Source organism: Qipengyuania aurantiaca (assembly GCF_019711375.1).
GTDB lineage: Bacteria > Pseudomonadota > Alphaproteobacteria > Sphingomonadales > Sphingomonadaceae > Qipengyuania > Qipengyuania aurantiaca.
This window is the reverse complement of sequence record NZ_CP081295.1, coordinates 1,523,973-1,544,890: the sequence shown is the minus strand read 5'-3', so window position 1 is coordinate 1,544,890 and position 20,918 is coordinate 1,523,973. Positions and strand designations below refer to the sequence as shown.

The window sequence follows — 20,918 nt, the reverse complement described above, 5'->3', positions numbered from 1 at the left end:
GCGCAGTGCCGTGCTGGCAGGATATACCCAAGTCGTTTCGGCGGATGGCGACGTTTCCGCGTTGGAACTCCTGATCGTTCAGTCTCTTCCGACAGGTAGTCGGCTTCTGCATCTATCAGCACAACGAACGGCTGGACGAGCCAATCGTCCAGGCTCCGCGCCAGCCCTTCGAACGTACCGCTGTCGGCCTGTGCGGGAGCCTGCCCGTGGCCAGGCAGTTCCAGGATAATCACCTCCCTCGCTTGGGCGAGGGCAGGCGAGATCGTATCCCAGGACCGACGGCTTCCCCCCCAAGCCGTGGACGAGCAGGATGGGTTTTCCGCGGCCTAGTCGCGTGTGAAGTATGCTCATGCAAAGGTAATGCGTCGCAAGGACTTAGGTCCCCCTCGCCCAATTATTTGTAAGAACATTGCGGTATTTTTTGGGCATCAAATTCGAACTAGTTTTCTACATTTTATCAGATAGATAGGAATTCGGCCGACTCCAAAAAGCCCTCAAAAGGCCCTCAAAAGCCGTCTAATGCATTGGTTCGATACCTTTTTCAGGACTTAGATTTCGCCATTTTCTAGCTTTGGCATCGTCGATGGGGGTTCGCAAAAACGATCCGCAAACCCTCTCCGCAGAGCCATCCGAGCACGTTTTTATCCCGCAAATTCACATTTCCGTGAATTGCGGGATAAATCCGCCGGGAGCCTCTATTCGCCCATCGTAACCTCGTCGCTCACCTCCGGGCTGATAGGACGCTCGACCGCCTGTTCGGCTTCCTGCAATAGCTCTGGTGTGAGATCGGTCGTCCGCGCGGGGAGTGGCTCACCGTCGCCCATCTCACCGTTCCGTTCGATATCTTCGATCAGCAACTTCATCTCTGCAATCTCTTTGACCTGAGCCTCAATAATCGAGTCCGCCAGCTTGCGAACACGTGGATCGGTGATCTCAGCCCGCGCACTCGTCATGATTGCGATCGAATGGTGAGGGATCATGGCCGACATGTATTCTTCGTCGTTGACGGTCGCCTGGCTGCGGACCAGCCAAAGTGCAACGGCAAAGACCAGCGCGCCTACGCCCAGGATGATGAAGTTCTTGGTCTTGTCCTTGTACATGCCCCACATGAAGAGGAGCATGACGATCATCATCATGCCGCCCATGACGAACGTCATCCAGAAGCGCGTCTCGCTCCAGAACGCGTGATCGAGCTCGTACGTGTTTAGATACATCAGGCCGAACATGATCGCGGTCGAAGTCGCCACCATCGCCATGAAGCGCCAGTAGTTGCCTCCACCACCATGCTCTTGGTGATCCGCGTTCTGGTTGTCGGCCATTCAATCCTCCTGTTGGCTCATCGTCTTGTATACGTACTGGGCTGTGCAGCTGATCAGGATGAAGCCCGTTAGCGACGCGATGCCCGCAATCACCCTAAGGTGATCGGTTGGATAGATGTCGCCCAGGCCCACTGTCGTCACGGTGATCAGGGCGAAGTAATAGTAATCCATGCGCGACATGGCCGGTTCCTTGGCGAACCCGCCAAGACCGAGCGAGGTGGCCCATGCAAAACCGGCCGCGAAAACAACGGCTACCATCATGTGGCTGATGAGAACGAGCAATGATCCGCCCGTCAGCCGCAAACCGGTCGGCGCAAGCCCCGGCGGTGAAAGCTTCTTCGCAAGTCTCAGCATGGCCAGGTGCAAGATCAGTGACGCAATAAAGAGTGAAATCCCGATTGCCGTTGCCGGGATCATGGCCGACCTTCGCTCAAGGTTGGAAGTTTGAGCCCACGAAGACGCAGGGCATTGGCGATGACCGACACCGACGAGAGGCTCATGGCCGCGGCGGCGATCATCGGATTGAGAAGAAGGCCAAAGGCGGGAAACAGCACGCCCGCCGCCACCGGTATGCCGAGCGCATTGTAACCGAACGCGAATACGAGGTTTTGGCGAATATTGCGCATGGTGGCGCGCGACAGCACGATAGCCTGGAGCGCACCGGTCAGGTCGCCGCGGACCAGCGTGACACCGGCGCTTTCGATTGCGACATCGGTGCCGGTTCCCATTGCAATGCCGACATCCGCAGCCGCCAGCGCTGGCGCGTCGTTGATGCCGTCCCCTGCCATTGCGACACGCTTACCGGAGGCCTTGAGCGCCTCGACCTTGCGATGCTTGTCCTCGGGCGAGACGTTTGCCTCGACCTCATCGATGCCGAGTTGGCGGGCCACGGCTTCGGCGGTGGCGCGGCTATCGCCGGTCAGCATGACCACTTCGATCCCGCGCTCGTGCAGCGCCCGAATGGCCGCAGCGCTGGTCGGCTTGATCGGATCGGCGACCGCGATCAGCCCTGCCGGTGCGCCATCGATGGCCACGAACATCACGGTCTGGCCTTGAGAGCGTCCGGCTTCTCCGGACGCGAGCCATTCCGCATCATCGATACCGAGCCGCCGCATCAGTTTCTCGTTGCCAATGGCGACCTTGCGCGGGCCTACGCGCGCCTCGACACCCTCGCCGGTAGTCGACGACAAATCAGACGCTGCCTCGAACGCCACGCCTCGCGCCTTGGCGCCTTCAACTATTGCATGGGCGAGCGGATGCTCGCTCCCCGCTTCGACCGCGGCGACGGCGGAAAGGAACCCGGCCTCGTCCAGGCCCACTCGGGGAGTGACGGCGACGAGATCAGGCTTCCCCATGGTGAGAGTGCCCGTCTTGTCGACCACCAGCGTGTCGATCTTTTCGAGCGTCTCAAGTGCCTCGGCGTTGCGAATGAGGATGCCGTGCTGGGCGCCCTTGCCGGTCCCGGTCATGATCGACATCGGCGTTGCGAGGCCGAGCGCGCATGGGCAGGCAATGATGAGAACGGCGATCGCGTTGACCAGCGCATAGGCAAGCGCGGGGAATGGCCCCCAGACCGCCCAGACGATAAAGGTAACGACCGCGATCACGACCACCGAAGGCACGAACCAGGCCGCGACCTGATCGGCCAGACGCTGAATCGGTGCGCGGCTGCGCTGAGCTTCGGCGACCATCTGGACGATCTTGGACAGCATCGTGTCCTTGCCAACCGCGCCCGCTCGCATAACGAAGCCGCCCGTCTGGTTTACCGTTCCGCCGATAACCTGGTCGCCGGCCTTCTTGGACACGGGCAATGGCTCACCGCTGATCATTGACTCGTCGATCGCGCTCGCACCTTCGGTCACTTCGCCATCGACCGGCACCTTGTCACCGGGGCGGACGCGGAGCAGGTCACCGCTTGCCAATTGGTCGAGCGACACTTCGCGCTCACCTCCGCTGCCGAAGATCTTGAGCGCGGTCGGCGGCGCAAGTTCGAGCAGTGCACGCAGCGCGCTCGAGGTCGAGCCCCGCGCCCTGAGTTCGAGCACCTGGCCCAGCAGCACCAGAGTCGTAATGACAGCCGCCGCCTCGTAATAGACGCCGACTCGGCCTGAGTGATCGCGGAACGCGGGTGGGAATATGCCGGGCAGGAGCGTCGCGATGAGACTGAACAGAAACGCGATCGCCACGCCGAAGCCGATCAGCGTAAACATGTTGAGGTTGCGGGTCCTGAGCGACTGCCACGCCCGCACGAAAAACGGCCACCCGCCCCACAGAACCACTGGTGTGGCGAGCGCCAGCTGCGCCCATTGCGCGCGTGCCGGTTCGATCAGCCGGTCGAAGCTGATCCAGGGCACCATGTCGCTCATCGCATAAACGAACAACGGCATGGTGAAGAGCGCGCTGACCCAGAACCGGCGCGTCATGTCGACGAGTTCGGGATCGGGTCCATCCTCGAGGCTGACCGTCTCAGGCTCCAGAGCCATTCCGCAGATGGGGCAGCTTCCCGGTCCTACCTGCCGGATCTCGGGATGCATGGGACAGGTGTAAATCGTCCCTTCCGGAACGTCCTCGACCTGCTTGAGATGCGCTCCGGATAGATAATGTTCCGGATCGCTGACGAACTTGTCCTTGCACCGCACCGAACAGAAGTAATGGGTCGCGCCGTCGTGCTCGGCGATATGCGTAGCACCCTCGATCGTCACGCTCATGCCGCAGACCGGGTCGATGGCGGTAGCTTCACCTTGGCCTTTGCCTGCGTGGTGGGTGTCGCAACAGCTCATAGATTGGCTCCTCTGCTTCGCAGGTACGTATGACTGAAAATCAGGGATAGGACGCGAACACCTCGCGGCGACCGTTGCCGAACGCTATGACCTGATAGGGTTGCACTTTGCCCCCCGCTTCCATGCCGGGCGACCCGAGCGGCATACCGGCGACCGCGAGCCCTTCGACCCAGTCGGGTCTTTCCGCGAGCAGACGCTCGACTTCGGCGGCGGGTACGTGGCCCTCGATGACGTAGCGATCCGCGATCATGGTATGACACGAACGAAGGTCATCGGGCACGCCGTTCTGCGTCTTTACAGACGCCATGTCGGGGTGATCGAATGTGGCGACTTCATGCCGGTCGCGCTGCCGCATGTGCGTGGCCCAGGCTTCGCAGCATCCGCAGCTGGGATCGCGATACATGGTGAAGCTGGCTGCCTGCGCCGCGCCCGTACAGGCTGCGAGCAACATCGTGCCAAGTATGGGGAGAAGCGGGCGACGGGTCAGATTTCTGTGTTGGCTCATCAGTTGTGTCCCATTGCTTTCATTTCTTCGTCGGACATGGTGGACATGTCGTGGTCGGCATGCGGATCAGCGGCTGCAGTCGGCGTGGGAGTTGCGACGGGTGCCGGCGCAGCCTTGCGAGCGGAAGGCGCGGGCGCGCTGGTGGTTGCAGGCTGCGGAACCGATGCGGCGACTGGCGTGTCATCTGTGGGCTCAGCGACCAGTTCGGTGACCGGCTCGGAAGCAACCGGAGCCGGCGTGGCGCTAATTGAATGAGCTGCCGGAGTTTTCTCTTCCACCGGAGCGCCGGCATCACTGCAAGCTGCCAGCGGAAGCAAGAGCGCTGACGCAAGCAACGACTTTCCGGCGAGTGCGTGAGAATTGAATCGCATTGCAGGCTCCTTCAGAGTTTGAGGTGATTGAGACCATGAGCGAGTTCGCCGCCCATGTAACCCTGAGCGATCAGCAGCGCTGCAATCGGGAAAAGCATGAGGCGAAAAGCAAGGCGAGACTGCGGATTTTGAAACGCGATCCACGCTGCCACCGAGTTGAGGGCTGCGATCAACATCCCGTTCCACCGGTGAAGCTGCATGACGGTATCACCGCCGAACCACAGTCCGGTATGTATCCATCCGAACAGCGCTGCCCGCAGCGCCGCCGTAGATCATGATCTTCACGGCAGCTTCGCGTTCGGGAGTGCGGCGCGCCATCACGAACAGCTCGGTAAGTGCTGCCATCAGCAAGAGCGCTATGGGAAAGTGGACGGTTGCCGGATGCAGGCTTTTCAAGGCACCAGCGATGCCACCGCGCTCCACCTGCTCGGCATCATGGCCTTGCGTGGTTTCTTCGGTAACTGCGGCGCGACCCATCGCTTCCATATCGTGAGCGGGCTGAGCAGCGACCGCTGTGGTTGCAGCAGGACGTTTCGCCTCCCTGTGCTTCTTGTCGCCATGCGCGAACGCAATCGTCGCAGAGAGAAGAAGAGCCAGGCTGGCCAAAAGGCGCAGAACGAAGTTCACCGCTTGGCCTTCTCGAAAAGGTCAACCAGTTCGCCGAACTTCTGCTTCTGTTCATCTGCGTCACCACTGGCGATCGCTTCAGCCACGCAGCAAGCCGCATGGCGCTTTAAGATTTCGCTCTCGGCACGGCCGAGAGCAGCCTTGATCGCCTGGACCTGGTTCAGGACGTCGATGCAGTAACGATCATCCTCGATCATCTGCGCCACGCCGCGCACCTGTCCCTCGATCCTGCGAAGACGATTTACGATGCGGGAACCATCGGTTGCTGACACGTTTAACGCTCCATCTGCGGGGAATACCCTGCGGGGTATCTTGCAATACCCTTGGGGGGTATATATGACAAGGGCAGAAGGAGTTGCAAGACCCATGTCTCAATTGCTGGTTTCCCGTCGAAGACTGATTGGAGCAGGAGCGCTTGGCGCAGGTGCACTGGCCTTGCCCGCCTGGGCACGCGGTGCCGATCTGCACGGCGGTGGATCGATCCGCCCTGGCTTCGACGCGGTGTCAGGCCGCGACATTGCCCTGACAATCGGCGAAGGCCCGCGCGTCGTGCAGGGCCGCCGCGGACACGCAGTCGCCGTGAACGGTAGCGTGCCCGGTCCGCTGGTGCGCCTGCGCGAAGGTCAGCCGGTTCGCCTCGCGGTCACGAACACTCTTGATGAGGACAGCTCGATCCATTGGCATGGCCTGCTGCTGCCGTTCCAGTTCGATGGCGTCCCTGGCGTCAGCTTCCCCGGGATTAAGCCGGGTGAGACCTTCGTCTACGACATCCCTGCGCTTCGCCAGCACGGCACCTACTGGTGGCACAGCCATTCGGGACTGCAGGAACAGGCGGGGCATTACGGGCCGATCGTGGTCGAACCCTCCGGCCCGGACGCGGTGCAGGCAGACCGCGATTACGTGCTGCTGCTGAGCGATTTCACCCCGCTCCACCCGCACACCATCATGGACAAGCTGAAGAAGGGCGAAGGCTACTTCAATTACCAGCAGAACACTTGGACCGACGACTATCCGCTCTCTGGCGAAGACCGGCGGATGTGGGCGCGCATGCGCATGATGGCGACCGACATCCTGGACGTGACGGGCTCGACTTACACCTATCTCGCCAACGGACGCGGCCCGGAAGAGGGTCTCGAGTTCCTATTTAATCCCGGCGAGCGGGTGCGGCTGCGCGTCATCAACGGCAGCGCGATGACCTTCTTCAACGTCCGCATTCCCGGGGTGAAGTTCTGGGTGGTTGGCGCCGATGGGCAAAACGTGCGCCCGGTCGAGGTCGAGGAGTTCCAGATCGGCACGGCGGAGACCTACGACATCGTTGTCGAGCCGACCGGTGAGGCGCGGACAATCGTGGCCGAGAGCATGGACCGGTCGGGCATGGCGGTGGCGACCCTCGCCTCGCGTCCCGGCGCGCGGGCTCCTATCCCGCCCTTGCGCGATCCGCCGCTTCTGACGATGGCGGACATGGGTATGAGCCACGGGTCGGGTGGAATGGACCATGGCAGCGGCGACATGGCCGGCATGGATCATACGGCCATGGGCCATGACATGTCATCGCAGGGTGCGACCCCCGATCCGATGTCCGGAATGGATATGAGCGGCATGAACATGCGCGACACGTCCCTGCTGCCGCCCAGTGTGAAGGTCGGCCCCGGTATCGACATGGTGTCGATGAATCCGGTCGATCGCATGGGCGATCCTGGCCTTGGGCTGGACGACGTGCCGCACAAAGTCCTGAACTACAAAGATCTTGTCGCGCTCGAACCGAACGACGATCTGCGCCGCCCGTCACGACAAATGGAGATTCATCTGACCGGCAATATGGAGCGCTACATGTGGTCGTTCGACGGCAAGAAGTTCACCGCCGTGAGCGACGATCCGATCCGCTTCGCCTATAACGAACGCGTGCGGGTCAAACTCGTCAACGACACGATGATGGCGCACCCGATCCACCTGCACGGCCATTTCTTCGAACTGGTCAACGGCGCGCCTGCCGATCGCCAGCCGCAGAAGCACACGGTGATCGTCCAGCCCAGCGGCAGCGCGACCTTCGACCTCACCGCCGACGAACAGGGCGACTGGGCCTTCCACTGCCATCTGCTCTACCACATGCATTCGGGCATGTTTCAGATCGTGACCGTCGCCAAGCCGCCTTCGGCACCCGATGTGAAGCGGGTGGGAGAAGACTGATGCGCCTGGTCGTCGCCATGCTCCTCGCGAGCGCCGCAACTCCCGCTATCGCACAGGACCATTCAGGTCACGCGCTGCCTAGCGCGCAATCGCCAGCCCAGACCGAATGCGAACAGGAAGCCGCACGCCATCGCGCCATGGGCCATCCGGTGCCCGAGGGGGCTTGTGAGCCTGCCACGCCACCGGGGGAACCAGTCTCCGCCGATCGGCACGAGGGCCATTCTGGCATGGATCATTCGCAGATGGACCACGCTCAAATGGAAGGAATGGACCATTCCGCCATGGACCATTCGGCGATGGATCATAGCGAGATGCCGGCGATGGAACATTCCAATATGGAAAGCATGGACCACGCGGCGATGGGCCATGAAGGGATGCAATCGTCCGGCCAAGCGCCGATGGACCATCAGACGATGGCCCATGGAGACATGGACCACGGAGCCATGGACCATGGCACGATGGACATGACACCCATCCCACAAGGACCGCCTCCGGCAGCGGCGGGATCGGGACCGCCCCGCGCCGCCGACGCGATCTGGGGCGCCGAAGCGATGCGCGCCTCGCGCGATGCTCTGCGCGCCGAGAACGGCGGGATGAACGTGTTCTGGTTCCAGGGCGATCGGGCTGAGTATCGCGCACGGGAAGGTGGCGATGGTTACTTGTGGGACGTGCAAGGCTATTACGGCGGCGACCTCGACAAATTCTGGTTCAAGAGCGAGGGCGAAGGTACCTTCGGAGAGAAGCCCGAGTCCGCCGAAATCCAAGGCCTTTGGAGCCACGCGATCGGTCCTTGGTGGGACCTGCAGGCTGGTGTTCGACAGGACCTGACCGGTCCCGAACGCACCCATGCCGTCATCGGCGTGCAGGGACTTGCGCCTTATATGTTCGAGATCGACGCGGCCGCGTTCCTGTCCACCAAAGGCGATCTGACGGCACGTGTGGAAGCCGAACTAGACCAGCGCATTACCCAGCGCCTGATCCTGCAACCGCGCGCCGAAGTAAACCTGTCAGCGCAGGACATTCCCGAACTGGGTGTCGGAGCAGGTCTCGAATCGGTCGAACTCGGACTGCGGCTGCGCTACGAATTCGCGCGTGAATTCGCGCCCTATGTCGGCGTTGAACAGGAATGGAAGGTGGGCCAAAGCGCCGACTATGCCCGCATTGCGGGCGAGGATCCGAGCGTGACCAACTACGTTGTGGGCGTCCGATTCTGGTTTTGAACACCGCCGCTTAGTGTGGGCGAATGGCGGGCCTTCATTTTTGATGTGTTCAATTTAGGACAGCTAATGAACATCCTATTTGGATGATCACGTAGCTTTTTTGGGACTCAACATTGGTTCTGCGGCTACTGAAGTCAGGGCGGGATCAATGTACGCCTTGCACCTCATTTCGGTCTTCTGAGACTGCATCCAATGACGTCCAAAGCCGACCCTCCGCCAGTCATTGTCAACGCATGGGGCGCGCGAGGCTTTCGAGAATGCGACACTCGCCTACCCTGTCCGAACGGCAGGAATGAAGAAGCTGCCCAAGCTCGCCATGGAGTGACTGCAAATCTAAGATCTTGCGTTCGACATCCTCGAGATGATCCCGCACGATTTGATCAACATCTTCGCAGGGCTTGTCGTCGTGATCGGAAAGCATGAGCAATTCTTTCACTTGCACCATGTTGAATCCCAAGCCTCTAGCCCTACGCACGAAAGTCAGGGTAGCCAAATGGCTGTCGGAATAATCACGGTAGTTACTATCAGTCCTGTCGGCGACGGGCAGAACAACTTCACGCTCATAATAGCGGATGGTTTCCGCCTTGGTGCCGGTGGCTTTGGCGAGTTCTCCGATACGCATCGCTTGACCTTGTAGTTGCTACAAGGTGCATATGTGCTTGCGACTCGAATGTTGCAAGGAGAGCCGCATGGCCAAGTCCTGCTGCCAGACACCGGAACCCGATACCGCTGCGCACAATGAGCCGCGCTGGCGCCGCGCCCTTTGGATCGCGCTCATCGCGAACGCAGCCATGTTCATAGTCGAAATGGTAACGGGTATCGCTGCCGATTCCCGCTCCCTTCAGGCCGACGCGCTCGATTTCTTCGGCGATGCAGCGAACTATGCGATCAGCCTGGGCGTTGCCGGGATGGCGCTCGCATGGCGGGCGAAAGCTGCTCTGATAAAGGCAGCAACCATGCTCGCCTTCGGTATCTGGGTGATCGGCTACGCCATCTATGGCCTCATAGCAGGTGCCGATCCGGAGCCTTCGACGATGGGAATAGTCGGCACGCTGGCGTTGGCGACCAACGTAATCGTCGCACTTATGCTTTTCCGCTTCCGCGAGGGCGATGCGAACATGCGGTCGGTCTGGATTTGCTCGCGCAACGACGCCATCGGGAACATCGCGGTTCTCGGGGCCGCTCTCGGCGTTTTCGGAACGGGTCAGGCATGGCCCGACCTGCTGGTCGCCTCGATCATGGCCGGACTGGCGTTCTGGGGAAGCATCGAGGTATTCGGGCAGGCGCGGCGGGAGCTGGCCCATGAATAGCAATACTATCAGCAGCAGGAATGCATTCCTCGCAGAAGAATACCGACGCGCAGCGAAGGCCGCGAAGGAGCAGAATTTCGAGGAAGCCTGGCACCATCTCCAGCGCGCCCACGTGGTCGCTCAAGACCGTTTCGGACCGCACTGCGTCGCGCATTTGCGCATGCTGCGGCTTGCCTGGAGAGTAGGAGACTGGCGGGAGGTCCGCGGTCAGATGTTCAGGCTTGCGCTCGCTCCCCTGGGTAACGCTACAGGAAAGCTGCCGGTCGGAAACACCGGCCGTTCCAATGTCAGTGCTTTCACCCGGATGGAAATAGAGCCGGAGATCAGACGTGTGCTAGGTCTACCAACAAATCGAAATGATGGGTAAAAAAGAAACGCGCTAGAGAGGACTATCGCTTTGTGATGACATCACATTTCCTCGTTCAAAATAGTTCTTCCGTAGTGGAGTTCGCGCTGGTATCGGACACGCGATGACCCGGCTCTTCGCCCGCTCCTTCTTGCTGCAGCTGATCACGCTGTGCACCGCATTCGGTGTCCTGTGGACTCCGGTGGCGGAAGCGGCCGAATGCGCGGGAGAGACTCCGGTCGCATCTCAGCTTGAGCAGCATGACGAGCCGGGCAATGACGACACGGGTCCGGAGAAGCACGGTACCTGTGCGCATGGCCATTGCCATCACGCATCGCAGGCCGTGGGCCAATCGTCAAAACCTGCTGTGCTCGGCAAGGTTGTAGCGGTGCTCCGGGCGGCCGACCAACCCTGGTCCGCTTCTGGCTTGGCAGAACTGGCCACACCCCCTCCTCGAGCCTGACGTTCGCCGCGCGTCGGACCAGTGATCCGACGCCGAACTGAACGTCAGCAGAGGAATAGTCATTCATGTCCGCCATATCGTGGCGAGCAGTCCCCGTCTGGGGACTGATACTCGCCCTGTCCACGGGATCTGCCAGCGCGCAGGCCCAGCGTGTCGTCACGCTCGACGACGCCCTCGAGCTCAGCGGGGTTGCCATTGAGACCGATACCCCCGCCACCAACCCTCGCCTCGTGGGACCCCGCGCGGAATCCGAGGCGGCAGCGGCGCTTGTCGATCAGGCCCGTCTCCGGCCTAATCCCGAAGTGTCCTTCGAGGTCGAGAACCTCGCTGGCAGCGGGGCTTTTTCCGGCCTTCAGGCGACCGAGTATACCCTCTCTGTAGGCCAGCGTCTCGAACTCGGCGGCAAACGTTCCGCCCGTGTCGGTGCGGCTGAAGCCCAGGCGGAACTCGCAGCCCTCAGGGCCGATCTGACCACGGTGGAACTCGGACAATTAGTGCGCGAACGATACCTCAGGGCTGCTGCCGCTGCTGCCCGGGTCGAACTTGCGCAGGATGTGGTCGCGCGCAATGAAGAACTGGCGCGCATCGCCGGTGTCCTTGTGGAGGTCGGCCGCGAGCCGCCTCTGCGCGCGCTGAGAGCGGATGCAGCCCTCGCCGAAGCGCGCGCGCATCTCGTCGAGGCCGAGGCGGAGAGCCTGTCGGCCCGGATTGCGCTTGCCGCTCTATGGGCGGGCAGTGAAGCGCCCTTCGTTCCGGCGGATTTTCCGGATATCCTCCCGCCCGCCTCACTTATGGCCGGGGCGGCCGATAGCCTGACCTACAGGGTTGCGCGTGCCGATAGCACGGCTGCTGCGGCGGAAATCGAGCGGCAGCGAAGTCTGCGTATTCCCGATCCGACAGTCTCCGCGGGCGTGCGGCGCTTCGGGGAAAGCGGCGATAACGCCTTCCTCGTCGGTGTTTCGATCCCGCTTCCCTTTCGGGATCGCAACCAGGGTAACGTTGCGGCTGCCGAGGCTCGGTTGCGGGCAGCGAACGCTCGCGAAGCCGTAGCCCTCGCGGACTACGAGCAGACGGTCGCCACCGCCCGGGCGAGGTATCTTGGTGCCGAAGCGCGCGTCGAGACCCTGTCGCGGACATCGCTCCCGCAGGCGGAGGAGGCGCTACGCCTCGTGAGCATCGGATATCGCAACGGACGTTTCCCCCTGATCGAAGTTCTAGCTGCCGCCGAGGCGCGCGACACGATCCGCGAGGCGCTTATCGCAGCCCGCGAACAGAGGGGGCTGGCCGCAGCCGAACTGATCGGGCTGGCCGCACAATGAAAGATACATCAATGACACGCAGAAATCTGGCGATCCTCGTCGGTATCGTAATCGCGATCGGCGCGCTGACGCTGATCTTCTGGCCGACCGCCAAAGTCGACGACCATGCGCAGGAGGAAGTGGAGGCTGAGACACCCGAGGGGGTGGTCACGCTGAGCGAGGAGCAGATCAGCGAGGCCGGGATACAGCTGACCGCCGTGCGGTCTGGCGCCGCTGTCGAGCTCGTCTTCCCGGCGACTGTCGCTGCAAGCCCCAGCGCTTCCGCGCGGATCGACGCCCGTGCTTCTGGCGTCGTTCGCTCGGTGGGAAAGACGCTGGGCGACTATGTTGCACGCGGCGAGACCGTAGCGCGCATCGAGAGCGCGGATGCCGCCGCGCTTGCCTCGCAACTCAGCGCGGCACGGGCCCGGGTGACCGAGCTGTCGGCCGCCTACGAACGCGAACGGCGGTTGTTCGAAGCAAACGTCACCGCCCGCCAGGATCTGGAAGCCGCGCAGGCCAATCTCAGCGTAGCGCGTTCGGAATTGCAACGGGCGCAGGCGGCAGTAGCAGCAGCCGGTGTCAGCGGTGATGGGCGATCGCTGGCAGTCACCTCTCCTCTGGCCGGCAGAATCACCGCGGCACCCATTGTGCTCGGAGCCTTCGTGAACGCCGGCGAGGAGCTTTACAGCGTGGTCGATCCGAACGGGCTTCAGATCGAGGTGGCGCTCCCTTCCGCTGAAGCCTCCCGCATCCAGCCTGGTGACGAGGCCGTGCTGGTCGTCGGCGATGGCCGCGAAATTGGCGCCCGGGTGCGTTCGGTCACGCCTTCTCTCGATCCGGAAAGCCGCAGTGCCACTGCGGTCCTGTCGTTGTCGCGCGGTATTCCTGGCCTTCAGCCGGGCGCGTTTCTCCAGGCGCGGATCAGACCTTCGGGTGAGATCGACCGCGACCGCATCGCGGTGCCGGAGGACGCTATCCAGGTGGTGGAGGGGCGCGATGTCGTTTTTGTCCGGACGAAGACCGGGTTCCAGGCCCGCGAGGTCCAAGTCGGAACTCGGTCTGCGGGCATGGTGACAATTCTCTCCGGCCTCCAGGAGGGATGGCGGATCGCTGTCGCCAACGCCTTCCTGCTCAAGGCCGAACTCGGGAAGGAGGGCGCCGAACATGGTCACTGAGACACGGCCCACGCCCGAGGTGGGAAACCACACCGGTTCGGCCAGCCATCGCCACGGTTTGATCGGGGCCATCCTCGACATCGCCGTGCGGTTCCGCTGGGCGGTCATCGTCCTGACCGTCTTCGCCGCGATCTACGGCGCCATGAACCTTTTGCGCCTGCCGATCGATGCGGTGCCGGACATCACCAACACGCAGGTGCAGATCAACACCAGCGCGCCCGCGCTCTCCCCGTCGCAGGTGGAGACGCAGGTGACATTTCCCATCGAGACCGGGCTTGCCGGGATCGAGGGGCTCGAGATGACCCGCTCGATCTCGCGCAACGGCTTCAGCCAGGTCACGGCGATCTTCGAAGAAGGCACCGATATCTACTTTGCACGCAGCCAGGTGAACGAACGGCTCGCCCCGATCGGCGCCTCGCTGCCGGAAGGCGCCGAGCCTACGATGGGGCCGATCTCGACGGGCCTGGGCGAAGTGCTCATGTATACGATCGAATACGTGTATCCGGGAGGTCGCGATGCGCCCAAGGGTGGTCGAACCGGCTGGCAGGCGGACGGGAGCTTCATCACCGAACGCGGCGAGCGCCTCGACACCGAGGTCGCCAAGGCAGCCTATCTTCGCACGGTGCAGGACTGGGTGGTGGCTCCGCTCATGCGCTCCATCGACGGGGTGGCGGGCGTGGACTCGATCGGTGGCTACGAGAAGCAGTTCCTCGTCCAGCCCGATCCTGCCCGTCTGACCGGCTACGGTCTGTCGTTCGACTCCCTGATCGATGCTCTGGAAGCGGCGAACCTCGCCGAAGGCGCAAACTTCGTCGATCGTGCAGGGGAGGCTCTGCTCGTCCGCGTCGATGCGCGGCTTGGGGGCACACAGGACATCGAACAGGCAGTGGTCGCGACCCGCGAGGGCGTTCCTATCCGGATCGGAGATGTCGCCTCGGTTCGCATCGGCGGCGACCTCAGAACCGGCGCTGCCTCGCTCAACGGCGAGGAAGCGGTCGTTGGCACGGTCCTGATGCGCAGCGGCGAGAACAGCCGCACCGTGGCTGCCGCCTCGGCCGAGCGACTGGAAGAAGTCCGCGCCTCGCTCCCTGCCGGAGTGGTCGCCGAGATCGTCTACAACCGCTCGTCGCTGGTCGATGCGACCATCGCCACGGTCGAGAAGAACCTCGTCGAGGGCGCGCTTCTGGTGATCGCAGTCCTGTTCCTGATGCTCGGCAATATCCGGGCAGCGATCATCGCCGCATTGGTCATTCCGATATCCATGCTGATGGCAGCGGTGGGAATGAACAGGCTTGGTGTCTCGGGCAACCTGATGAGCCTCGGGGCACTGGACTTCGGCCTAATCGTCGATGGCGCAGTTATCATCGTCGAGAACAGCGTCGCGCGGCTCGCTGCGAGGCAGCACCACGAAGGCAGACTGCTCAGCCTCGGCGAGCGGCTGACCGAGACGCGGCTGGCGGCACAGGAGATGATCAGGCCGACCGTCTACGGCCAGGCGATCATCCTCTTGGTCTATGCGCCGCTTCTCACCTTCACCGGTGTCGAGGGCAAGACGTTCTCGCCCATGGCCATCACGGTCATGCTGGCGCTCGCCTCCGCCTTCGTGCTGTCGCTGACCTTTGTCCCGGCGATGATCGCGGTGCTCCTCAATCGCAAGCTGACCGAGAAGGAGGTCAAGCCGGTCCGGATCGCGAAGGAACGCTATGGCCCGGCCCTGCGACGTGCCATCGCACGCCCATGGCCGGTGATCGGGGCGGGTGCCGGGATGTTTGCCGTAGCAGCCTTCATGTTTACCTTTCTCGGCAGCGAGTTCACGCCGCAGCTCGACGAGCGGGACATCGCGGTTCAGTCGCTGCGGATACCGTCGACCTCGCTCGAACGCTCGCTCGCCATGCAGAGACAGGTGGAGGACAAGCTCGAGGCTTTCCCACAAGTAGAACTGGTTTTCTCGCGCACCGGCACGGCCGAGGTCGCGAGCGATCCGATGCCGCCGAACGCGTCCGATGCCTACGTCATCCTGAAGCCGCGCGAAGAGTGGCCCGATCCCGACCTGTCGAAGGACGAACTCGTCGCCGAGATGGAGGAATCGCTCAGCGGTCTGGTCGGCAACCTCTACGAGTTCAGCCAACCCATCGAACTGCGCTTCAACGAGCTGATCGCGGGTGTTCGCGGCGACGTAGCGGTCAAGCTCTACGGAGACGACCTCACGGCGCTGACCCGGTCAGCCGGAGAAGTGGCCGGGGTGCTTCGCGGCGTCGAGGGTGCTGCCGACGTCAAGGTCCAGCAGGTCACCGGCTTCCCCACGCTCGACATCGCCTTCGATCGACCGACGATCGCCCGCTATGGTCTGACCGTGGAGGAGGTCGCGCAGTCCGTGGCCATCGCGCTGGGCGGCCGCCCCGCCGGGCTGGTGTTCGAGGGTGACCGCCGGTTCGATGTCGTCGTGCGGCTTGCCGATGCGACCCGGGACGATTTCGATCAGCTCGGCGCTCTGCCCATAGTCCTCGAAAGCGGGGTCACGGTCCCGCTTCGCACGCTGGCGGATTTCCAAGTGGTAGATGGTCTCGCCGAGGTTCGCCGGGAGCAGGGTCGCCGACTGGTGATCGTGTCGGCGAACGTGCGCGAACGCGATCTCGGGTCCTTTGTCGAGGAGGCCCGGGCAGGCGTCTTCGAAAGCGTCGAACTGCCGGCCGCATCCTTCATCGAATGGGGCGGGCAATACCAGAACCTCCAGGCCGCGCAGGCAAGGCTCGCCCTCGTCGTTCCGGTCTGCTTCGCGCTGGTATTGCTGCTCCTGTTCATGGCGCTCGGCGGATGGGTGCCAGCGCTGGCGGTGTTCAGCGCGATCCCGATGGCACTGGCAGGCGGGGTTTTCGCGCTTGCCTTACGGGGGATGCCGTTCTCGGTGTCCGCCGCCGTGGGCTTCATCGCCCTATCGGGTGTCGCGGTGCTGAATGGCCTCGTGATGATGACCGCGATACGACAGCGCCTCGACAAGGGAATGTCGCTCGACGACGCGATCTGTGACGGTGCGTTGGCAAGGCTGCGACCGGTGCTGATGACAGCCTTGGTGGCCTCGCTCGGCTTCGTGCCGATGGCCCTTGCGACCGGCACGGGCGCGGAAGTCCAGCGTCCGCTCGCCACTGTCGTGATCGGCGGATTGATCACCGCAACCGCGCTGACACTCTTCGTCCTTCCTGCCATTGCCCGGCTGGTGCTGCGCGCGAACGGCCAAGATGTCGGATGGCGTGAGAATTGGCGAGCGATGCTCCGGCTCAACCTGACTCGCGCCGAACGCCGCGAATATCCCTCTGGGGAGATCTGAATATATGGCTGACAATCACGATCACGCGCATGGGGTTGCCAAGCTTTTCGGCCTCCCCGTAGAACTGGCCTTCGCTATCCTTTCCGGCATCACGCTGGCGGTGGGGTTTGCGGTAGAGAAGCTGGTGCCCACCGCGCCGCACTGGGTGCCTCTGGCAGGGTATGTCGCCGCCTACTTTTTCGGCGGACTATTCACGCTTCGCGAAGCAGTCGAGAATGCGCGGGCACGCCAGTTCAAGATCGATTCGCTTATGCTCGTCGCGGCGGCGGGGGCGGCGATCCTGGGCGAGTTCGCGGAAGGCGCACTGCTGCTGTTCCTGTTCAGCCTGGGTCATGCGCTGGAAAGTTTCGCCATGGGCCGCGCGAAGCGCGCGATCGACGCGCTGGCCGAACTTGCACCCGAACGCGCGACCGTGCTGCGCGACGGATCGCCGGTCGATGTCGCAGTCGAGGAACTTGTCGTCGGCGACGTCGTGCTGGTCCGTCCCAACGAGCGCCTGCCTGCCGATGGTTTCATCATCAAGGGTCAGTCTGCCATCAATCAGGCACCCGTGACCGGCGAGAGCATTCCGGTCGACAAACGTCCGGTTGAGGATCGTGCCGCAGCGCGCACGGCTGCCGGCGCCGTCGATGCCGTCTCGCGCGCCTTTGCCGGGACCATCAATGGCAGCGGCGCGCTGGAAATCGAGGTAACGCGTAAATCGAACGAAAGCACGCTCAGCAAGGTTGCCGCGCTGGTGGCTGCAGCGGAAACCGAACGCTCGCCCACCCAGCGGATGACCGACAAGTTCGAACGCATATTTGTCCCTCTCGTGCTACTGCTGGCCGCGCTGTTGCTCTGTGCGCCGCTGGTGATTGACGAGCCTTTCAGCGAGAGTTTCTATCGTGCCATGGCCGTGCTGGTCGCGGCCAGTCCCTGTGCCCTGGCAATCGCCACGCCCAGTGCCGTGCTGTCCGGCGTTGCCCGCGCGGCACGTGGCGGCGTGCTGGTGAAAGGCGGTGCAGCGCTGGAAGATCTCGGCACGCTGAAGGCCATCGCCTTCGACAAGACCGGCACGCTCACCGAAGGTGAGCCGCGGATAACCGATGTGATCCCGGCCCCGGGCATTGATGAACGTGAGTTGCTGCAAGTCGCCGTGGCGGTCGAGGCGCTGAGCGACCATCCGCTGGCGCAAGCGGTCGTTAGGGATGGCAAGGCGCGTCTGGACGCACCAGCGGATCGGAAAGCCGAGGGCCTGGAAAGCCTGACCGGACGCGGCGTGAAAGCCATGCTCGAAGGGAAGACGGCATGGATCGGAAAGGCGGAGATGTTCGGCGCGGATGGGCTCGAACCACTCGGCACACCGTCAGCCGACGCCATCGAGAAGCTGCGCGATGAGGGGCGCACGACGATGGCCGTGCGCTACGGCGGACGCGATCTCGGCGTAATCGGGATGATGGATACGCCGCGCGACGGCGCGCAGGAGACGCTGAAGGAACTGCGCAAGCTTGGCATTGAACGGATGCTCATGATCTCGGGCGATCACGCCAAGGTTGCCGAGGCTATCGCCGCCGAGGTGGGGCTGGACGAGGCGCGCGGCGACCTCATGCCCGAAGACAAGGTCGCGACTATCGAGGCGCTCAGCCGGGAAGCAAAGGTCGCCATGGTCGGCGACGGAGTGAATGATGCGCCCGCCATGGCGCGCGCCACAGTCGGCATCGCCATGGGCGCCGCCGGATCCGACGTCGCGCTTGAAACGGCGGACGTCGCTTTGATGGCGGATGATCTGCGCCATCTGCCCTTTGCTGTCGGCCTGTCTCGCAAATCGCGCAGCATCATCCGCCAGAACGTCTATGTCAGCCTGGGCGTGGTCGCTCTGCTGGTTCCCGCGACCATATTCGGGCTTGGGATCGGGCCCGCTGTCGTAATGCATGAAGGATCGACGCTTCTCGTCGTGTTCAATGCGTTGCGACTTCTTCGCTACGATCCATAGTTGAACGTGCGCTCCGGACAGGCCAGCTTCCCCGCAAGCCAGTAGCAAGCAAGCATCGAGCTTAAGACGATTGTGATGTGACGGCGCCTGTTGCGATAACTGCCTGCAACCATGGTGGTCCGGACAGGATCCCTTGCCCTAATCCACGCGAAGACATGGGGTCGGCTTCGATAAGGATTATCCGGGTCTCGATCCGTCTGCGAAGATTCCTGCGCAGGACCCCAAGCCCCGTCCGCTTCCGCAATTCCGAGATTCAGATCCAGATCGTCCATGAATGGACTGTTCGCCTTCATTTCAGCCGCGTCGCTATCCAGGCCTGTACCTCGTCTTCCGCCCATGCGACCGCATAACCACCGAGTTGCACCGGCTTCGGAAACTTGCCTTCACTCATCCAGCGATAGATCGTCGAACGGCCAAGCCCGACGCGGTGCTGCACTTCGGGCAAGCGAATTAGCCGCGTCACCCTGCGAGACTCCGTCGCTCCTTTGTCGATCTCTTCACCCACGATGGCCTCCTTCGGCACCGGCGAAGACATCGCCAAGCAGCGCGTCCTTGCGTTCGAGCTCATCGATGTGATCGGAAAGCAGGCGGGCGACACGGTGCGCCGTACCCTTGGCCCAACGCGGCTTCACGTCATGAACCTGATTGCCGAGGACTCGTTCGAGTGCTGAAGGCAGTTCGCCGGAAAAGTCCTCGAGGAACTGCGCGAGGTCCGATTGCAGCCAAGCGATCGCGTGATCGCCGCTGCTGACGAGGAACAGGAGCAGGTGTGCGTGCGGCGCGACGCCGCACGCCGCGAGAATACGCAAGGCTTCACCGAGGCTGGCCGAGCGTTCGCCTGCAAGGACCCGGCGCAGGGCATCCTTATGGATCTGCGCGTCGCGTGCGATGTCGCAGCGGGCACGGCCGCTGGCTTCGACGGCTGCCAAAAGCAGCCGGGCGAGGTCGGCGCGAACCTGTTGTTCGGCAAAGAGCGCCATGTTGGTCATCGACGAGTCCTTTTCTCTGGAGGTGATCGACTCACCGGCTAACCGCGAAGGAAGCCTGTAGGAAAACGAAAAGAACATTAAGAGAACATAGAGGAGGGAGCGAATCGGCTTCCTTCAGTGATTCGCGCAAATTCCGGCCGCATTTGCGCGTATCACGGCACGCTTCGCTCAGATGCCGGCACAGTCGGCGCTGCTTCGCGATCAGCCTGCGCGAATCCCGGCCAGCGCACCTCCCGATGTCGCTTTTTGCTTGGTCGGCAGCCCCAAAATCCAATTCCCGATTTCCTACATCCCTGCTCCGGGGAGAGGAAAGAACATACAGCGAACGCATCGCTGGCTGATGTTCAATCCCTCGGAGTTTTCATCCATGACCACCAAGACAGCCCTTCCGGCCCAGCAGCGCACGACCAACCGTGCTCGCGGCCGCGACTACATTCTTCCCGCCTGCGTGGCGCTGGCATGCGCCGGTGCAGCCTTTGCCGGCGCCGACACCACCTTCGATCCCGCGCTGACCAAGTTCACCGACTTCCTTGAAGGCTCGGGCGGCAAGATCATCACCGTGCTCAGCCTCGCGGGCGGTCTGATCGGTCTCGCCTCCGGGCGCTTCTCGCTCGGCCAGGTCGCGGTGCCGGTCGGCGTCGGGATCGGCGTCGGCACCGGCGTGCCGATCGTCACCTCGGTCGTGACCGCGGTCATCTGATCAGCGGTTCCGGTTACGACAGGAGGGCGGCATGGCCGACAGGTACCTCGTTCCACGGCGGCTCGACGACCCGGAGCTCATCGGCTTCTGGACCATCGACGAGTTTGCAGGGATTCTCATTCCCTTCGCCTGGGGCATTCTCTCGCAGCATATCTTCATCGGTATCGGCCTGGCCGCCGGGGCCTGGCTCGCCTTGCGGAAGGCAAAGGCACGCGGCGCCGGTTCGGCACTGGTGCATGCTGCGTACTGGTACCTGCCCGGGAGCTTTCTCGGGCTGAAAGCCACGCCGCCCTCCCACTGCCGCCTGTTGGCAGGCTGAGGGAGGCGA

The 20,918-nt window shown here is 62.9% G+C and carries 22 protein-coding genes; 11 read left to right on the top strand and 11 right to left on the bottom strand.

Annotation, left to right across the window (positions count from 1 at the left end; all coding sequences use genetic code 11):
* Positions 1–695 precede the first annotated feature (695 nt).
* From K3148_RS07480 to K3148_RS07450, 8 genes are read right to left on the bottom strand one after another with little or no spacing between them, the layout of a single operon-like run.
* On the bottom strand, positions 696–1,319 hold the full coding sequence (locus K3148_RS07480; RefSeq protein WP_221424226.1) for a DUF305 domain-containing protein: 624 nt from the start codon (positions 1,317–1,319) through the stop codon (positions 696–698).
* Positions 1,320–1,736: a potassium channel family protein gene (locus tag K3148_RS07475; protein WP_221424225.1), complete on the bottom strand. Its 417-nt coding sequence runs from the start codon at positions 1,734–1,736 to the stop codon at positions 1,320–1,322.
* On the bottom strand, positions 1,733–4,099 hold the full coding sequence (locus tag K3148_RS07470) for a heavy metal translocating P-type ATPase (RefSeq protein ID WP_221424224.1): 2,367 nt from the start codon (positions 4,097–4,099) through the stop codon (positions 1,733–1,735). The genes K3148_RS07475 and K3148_RS07470 overlap by 4 nt, the downstream gene beginning before the upstream one ends.
* Before the next feature lie 40 nt (positions 4,100–4,139).
* The gene (locus K3148_RS07465; RefSeq protein WP_239804764.1) at positions 4,140–4,604 is read right to left on the bottom strand and encodes a DUF411 domain-containing protein; all 465 of its coding nucleotides are present in this window, start codon (positions 4,602–4,604) and stop codon (positions 4,140–4,142) included.
* Positions 4,604–4,975, bottom strand: a complete 372-nt coding sequence (locus K3148_RS07460; RefSeq protein WP_221424223.1) for a hypothetical protein — start codon at positions 4,973–4,975, stop codon at positions 4,604–4,606. Before K3148_RS07460 ends, K3148_RS07465 begins: the two co-directional genes overlap by 1 nt.
* Positions 4,976–4,986: 11 nt before the next feature.
* On the bottom strand, positions 4,987–5,151 hold the full coding sequence (locus K3148_RS13980; RefSeq protein ID WP_345719522.1) for a hypothetical protein: 165 nt from the start codon (positions 5,149–5,151) through the stop codon (positions 4,987–4,989).
* A 31-nt stretch (positions 5,152–5,182) separates the two neighbouring features.
* Complete coding sequence (locus K3148_RS07455) at positions 5,183–5,602, bottom strand: DUF2231 domain-containing protein (RefSeq protein ID WP_345719521.1); 420 nt, start codon at positions 5,600–5,602, stop codon at positions 5,183–5,185.
* On the bottom strand, positions 5,599–5,874 hold the full coding sequence (locus tag K3148_RS07450) for a metal-sensitive transcriptional regulator (protein ID WP_221556736.1): 276 nt from the start codon (positions 5,872–5,874) through the stop codon (positions 5,599–5,601). Before K3148_RS07450 ends, K3148_RS07455 begins: the two co-directional genes overlap by 4 nt.
* A gap of 94 nt (positions 5,875–5,968) precedes the next feature.
* Here K3148_RS07450 and K3148_RS07445 point away from each other — a divergent pair, with 94 nt between their 5' ends.
* The gene (locus tag K3148_RS07445; protein WP_221424221.1) at positions 5,969–7,789 is read left to right on the top strand and encodes a copper resistance system multicopper oxidase; all 1,821 of its coding nucleotides are present in this window, start codon (positions 5,969–5,971) and stop codon (positions 7,787–7,789) included.
* Complete coding sequence (locus tag K3148_RS07440; RefSeq protein WP_221424220.1) at positions 7,789–9,009, top strand: copper resistance protein B; 1,221 nt, start codon at positions 7,789–7,791, stop codon at positions 9,007–9,009. Before K3148_RS07445 ends, K3148_RS07440 begins: the two co-directional genes overlap by 1 nt.
* 226 nt (positions 9,010–9,235) lie before the next feature.
* Here the strand turns inward: K3148_RS07440 and K3148_RS07435 are convergent, their stop codons facing one another.
* Positions 9,236–9,631 (bottom strand): MerR family transcriptional regulator, encoded by a 396-nt coding sequence (locus K3148_RS07435; RefSeq protein ID WP_221424219.1) that lies wholly within the window; start codon positions 9,629–9,631, stop codon positions 9,236–9,238.
* 67 nt (positions 9,632–9,698) lie between these two features.
* Here K3148_RS07435 and K3148_RS07430 point away from each other — a divergent pair, with 67 nt between their 5' ends.
* The 7 genes from K3148_RS07430 to K3148_RS07400 all read left to right on the top strand — a co-directional run bounded on the left by K3148_RS07430 (position 9,699) and on the right by K3148_RS07400 (position 18,901).
* On the top strand, positions 9,699–10,319 hold the full coding sequence (locus tag K3148_RS07430; RefSeq protein ID WP_109808968.1) for a cation efflux transmembrane domain-containing protein: 621 nt from the start codon (positions 9,699–9,701) through the stop codon (positions 10,317–10,319).
* Positions 10,312–10,686 (top strand): DUF3703 domain-containing protein, encoded by a 375-nt coding sequence (locus tag K3148_RS07425; protein ID WP_221424218.1) that lies wholly within the window; start codon positions 10,312–10,314, stop codon positions 10,684–10,686. Before K3148_RS07430 ends, K3148_RS07425 begins: the two co-directional genes overlap by 8 nt.
* Positions 10,687–10,789: 103 nt before the next feature.
* Positions 10,790–11,128 (top strand): hypothetical protein, encoded by a 339-nt coding sequence (locus K3148_RS07420; RefSeq protein WP_061921343.1) that lies wholly within the window; start codon positions 10,790–10,792, stop codon positions 11,126–11,128.
* A gap of 65 nt (positions 11,129–11,193) precedes the next feature.
* On the top strand, positions 11,194–12,447 hold the full coding sequence (locus K3148_RS07415) for a TolC family protein (protein ID WP_221424217.1): 1,254 nt from the start codon (positions 11,194–11,196) through the stop codon (positions 12,445–12,447).
* 11 nt (positions 12,448–12,458) lie between these two features.
* Complete coding sequence (locus K3148_RS07410) at positions 12,459–13,604, top strand: efflux RND transporter periplasmic adaptor subunit (protein ID WP_221424216.1); 1,146 nt, start codon at positions 12,459–12,461, stop codon at positions 13,602–13,604.
* A 58-nt stretch (positions 13,605–13,662) separates the two neighbouring features.
* Positions 13,663–16,929: an efflux RND transporter permease subunit gene (locus K3148_RS07405; RefSeq protein ID WP_221426652.1), complete on the top strand. Its 3,267-nt coding sequence runs from the start codon at positions 13,663–13,665 to the stop codon at positions 16,927–16,929.
* 4 nt (positions 16,930–16,933) lie between these two features.
* Positions 16,934–18,901 carry a heavy metal translocating P-type ATPase gene (locus K3148_RS07400; RefSeq protein ID WP_221424215.1) on the top strand — a complete coding sequence of 656 codons (1,968 nt, stop codon included), beginning with the start codon at positions 16,934–16,936 and terminating at the stop codon, positions 18,899–18,901.
* 289 nt (positions 18,902–19,190) lie between these two features.
* Here K3148_RS07400 and K3148_RS07395 read toward each other — a convergent pair whose 3' ends face one another.
* Both K3148_RS07395 and K3148_RS07390 read right to left on the bottom strand, forming a co-directional pair.
* Complete coding sequence (locus K3148_RS07395) at positions 19,191–19,406, bottom strand: helix-turn-helix transcriptional regulator (protein WP_221424214.1); 216 nt, start codon at positions 19,404–19,406, stop codon at positions 19,191–19,193.
* Positions 19,399–19,890 carry a hypothetical protein gene (locus tag K3148_RS07390; RefSeq protein WP_221424213.1) on the bottom strand — a complete coding sequence of 164 codons (492 nt, stop codon included), beginning with the start codon at positions 19,888–19,890 and terminating at the stop codon, positions 19,399–19,401. The genes K3148_RS07395 and K3148_RS07390 overlap by 8 nt, the downstream gene beginning before the upstream one ends.
* Before the next feature lie 367 nt (positions 19,891–20,257).
* Here K3148_RS07390 and K3148_RS07385 point away from each other — a divergent pair, with 367 nt between their 5' ends.
* Entirely contained in the window at positions 20,258–20,590 is a 333-nt protein-coding gene (locus K3148_RS07385; RefSeq protein ID WP_221424212.1) for a hypothetical protein, read from the top strand.
* A gap of 31 nt (positions 20,591–20,621) precedes the next feature.
* On the top strand, positions 20,622–20,909 hold the full coding sequence (traL, locus tag K3148_RS07380) for a type IV conjugative transfer system protein TraL (RefSeq protein WP_006834208.1): 288 nt from the start codon (positions 20,622–20,624) through the stop codon (positions 20,907–20,909).
* Positions 20,910–20,918 lie beyond the last annotated feature (9 nt).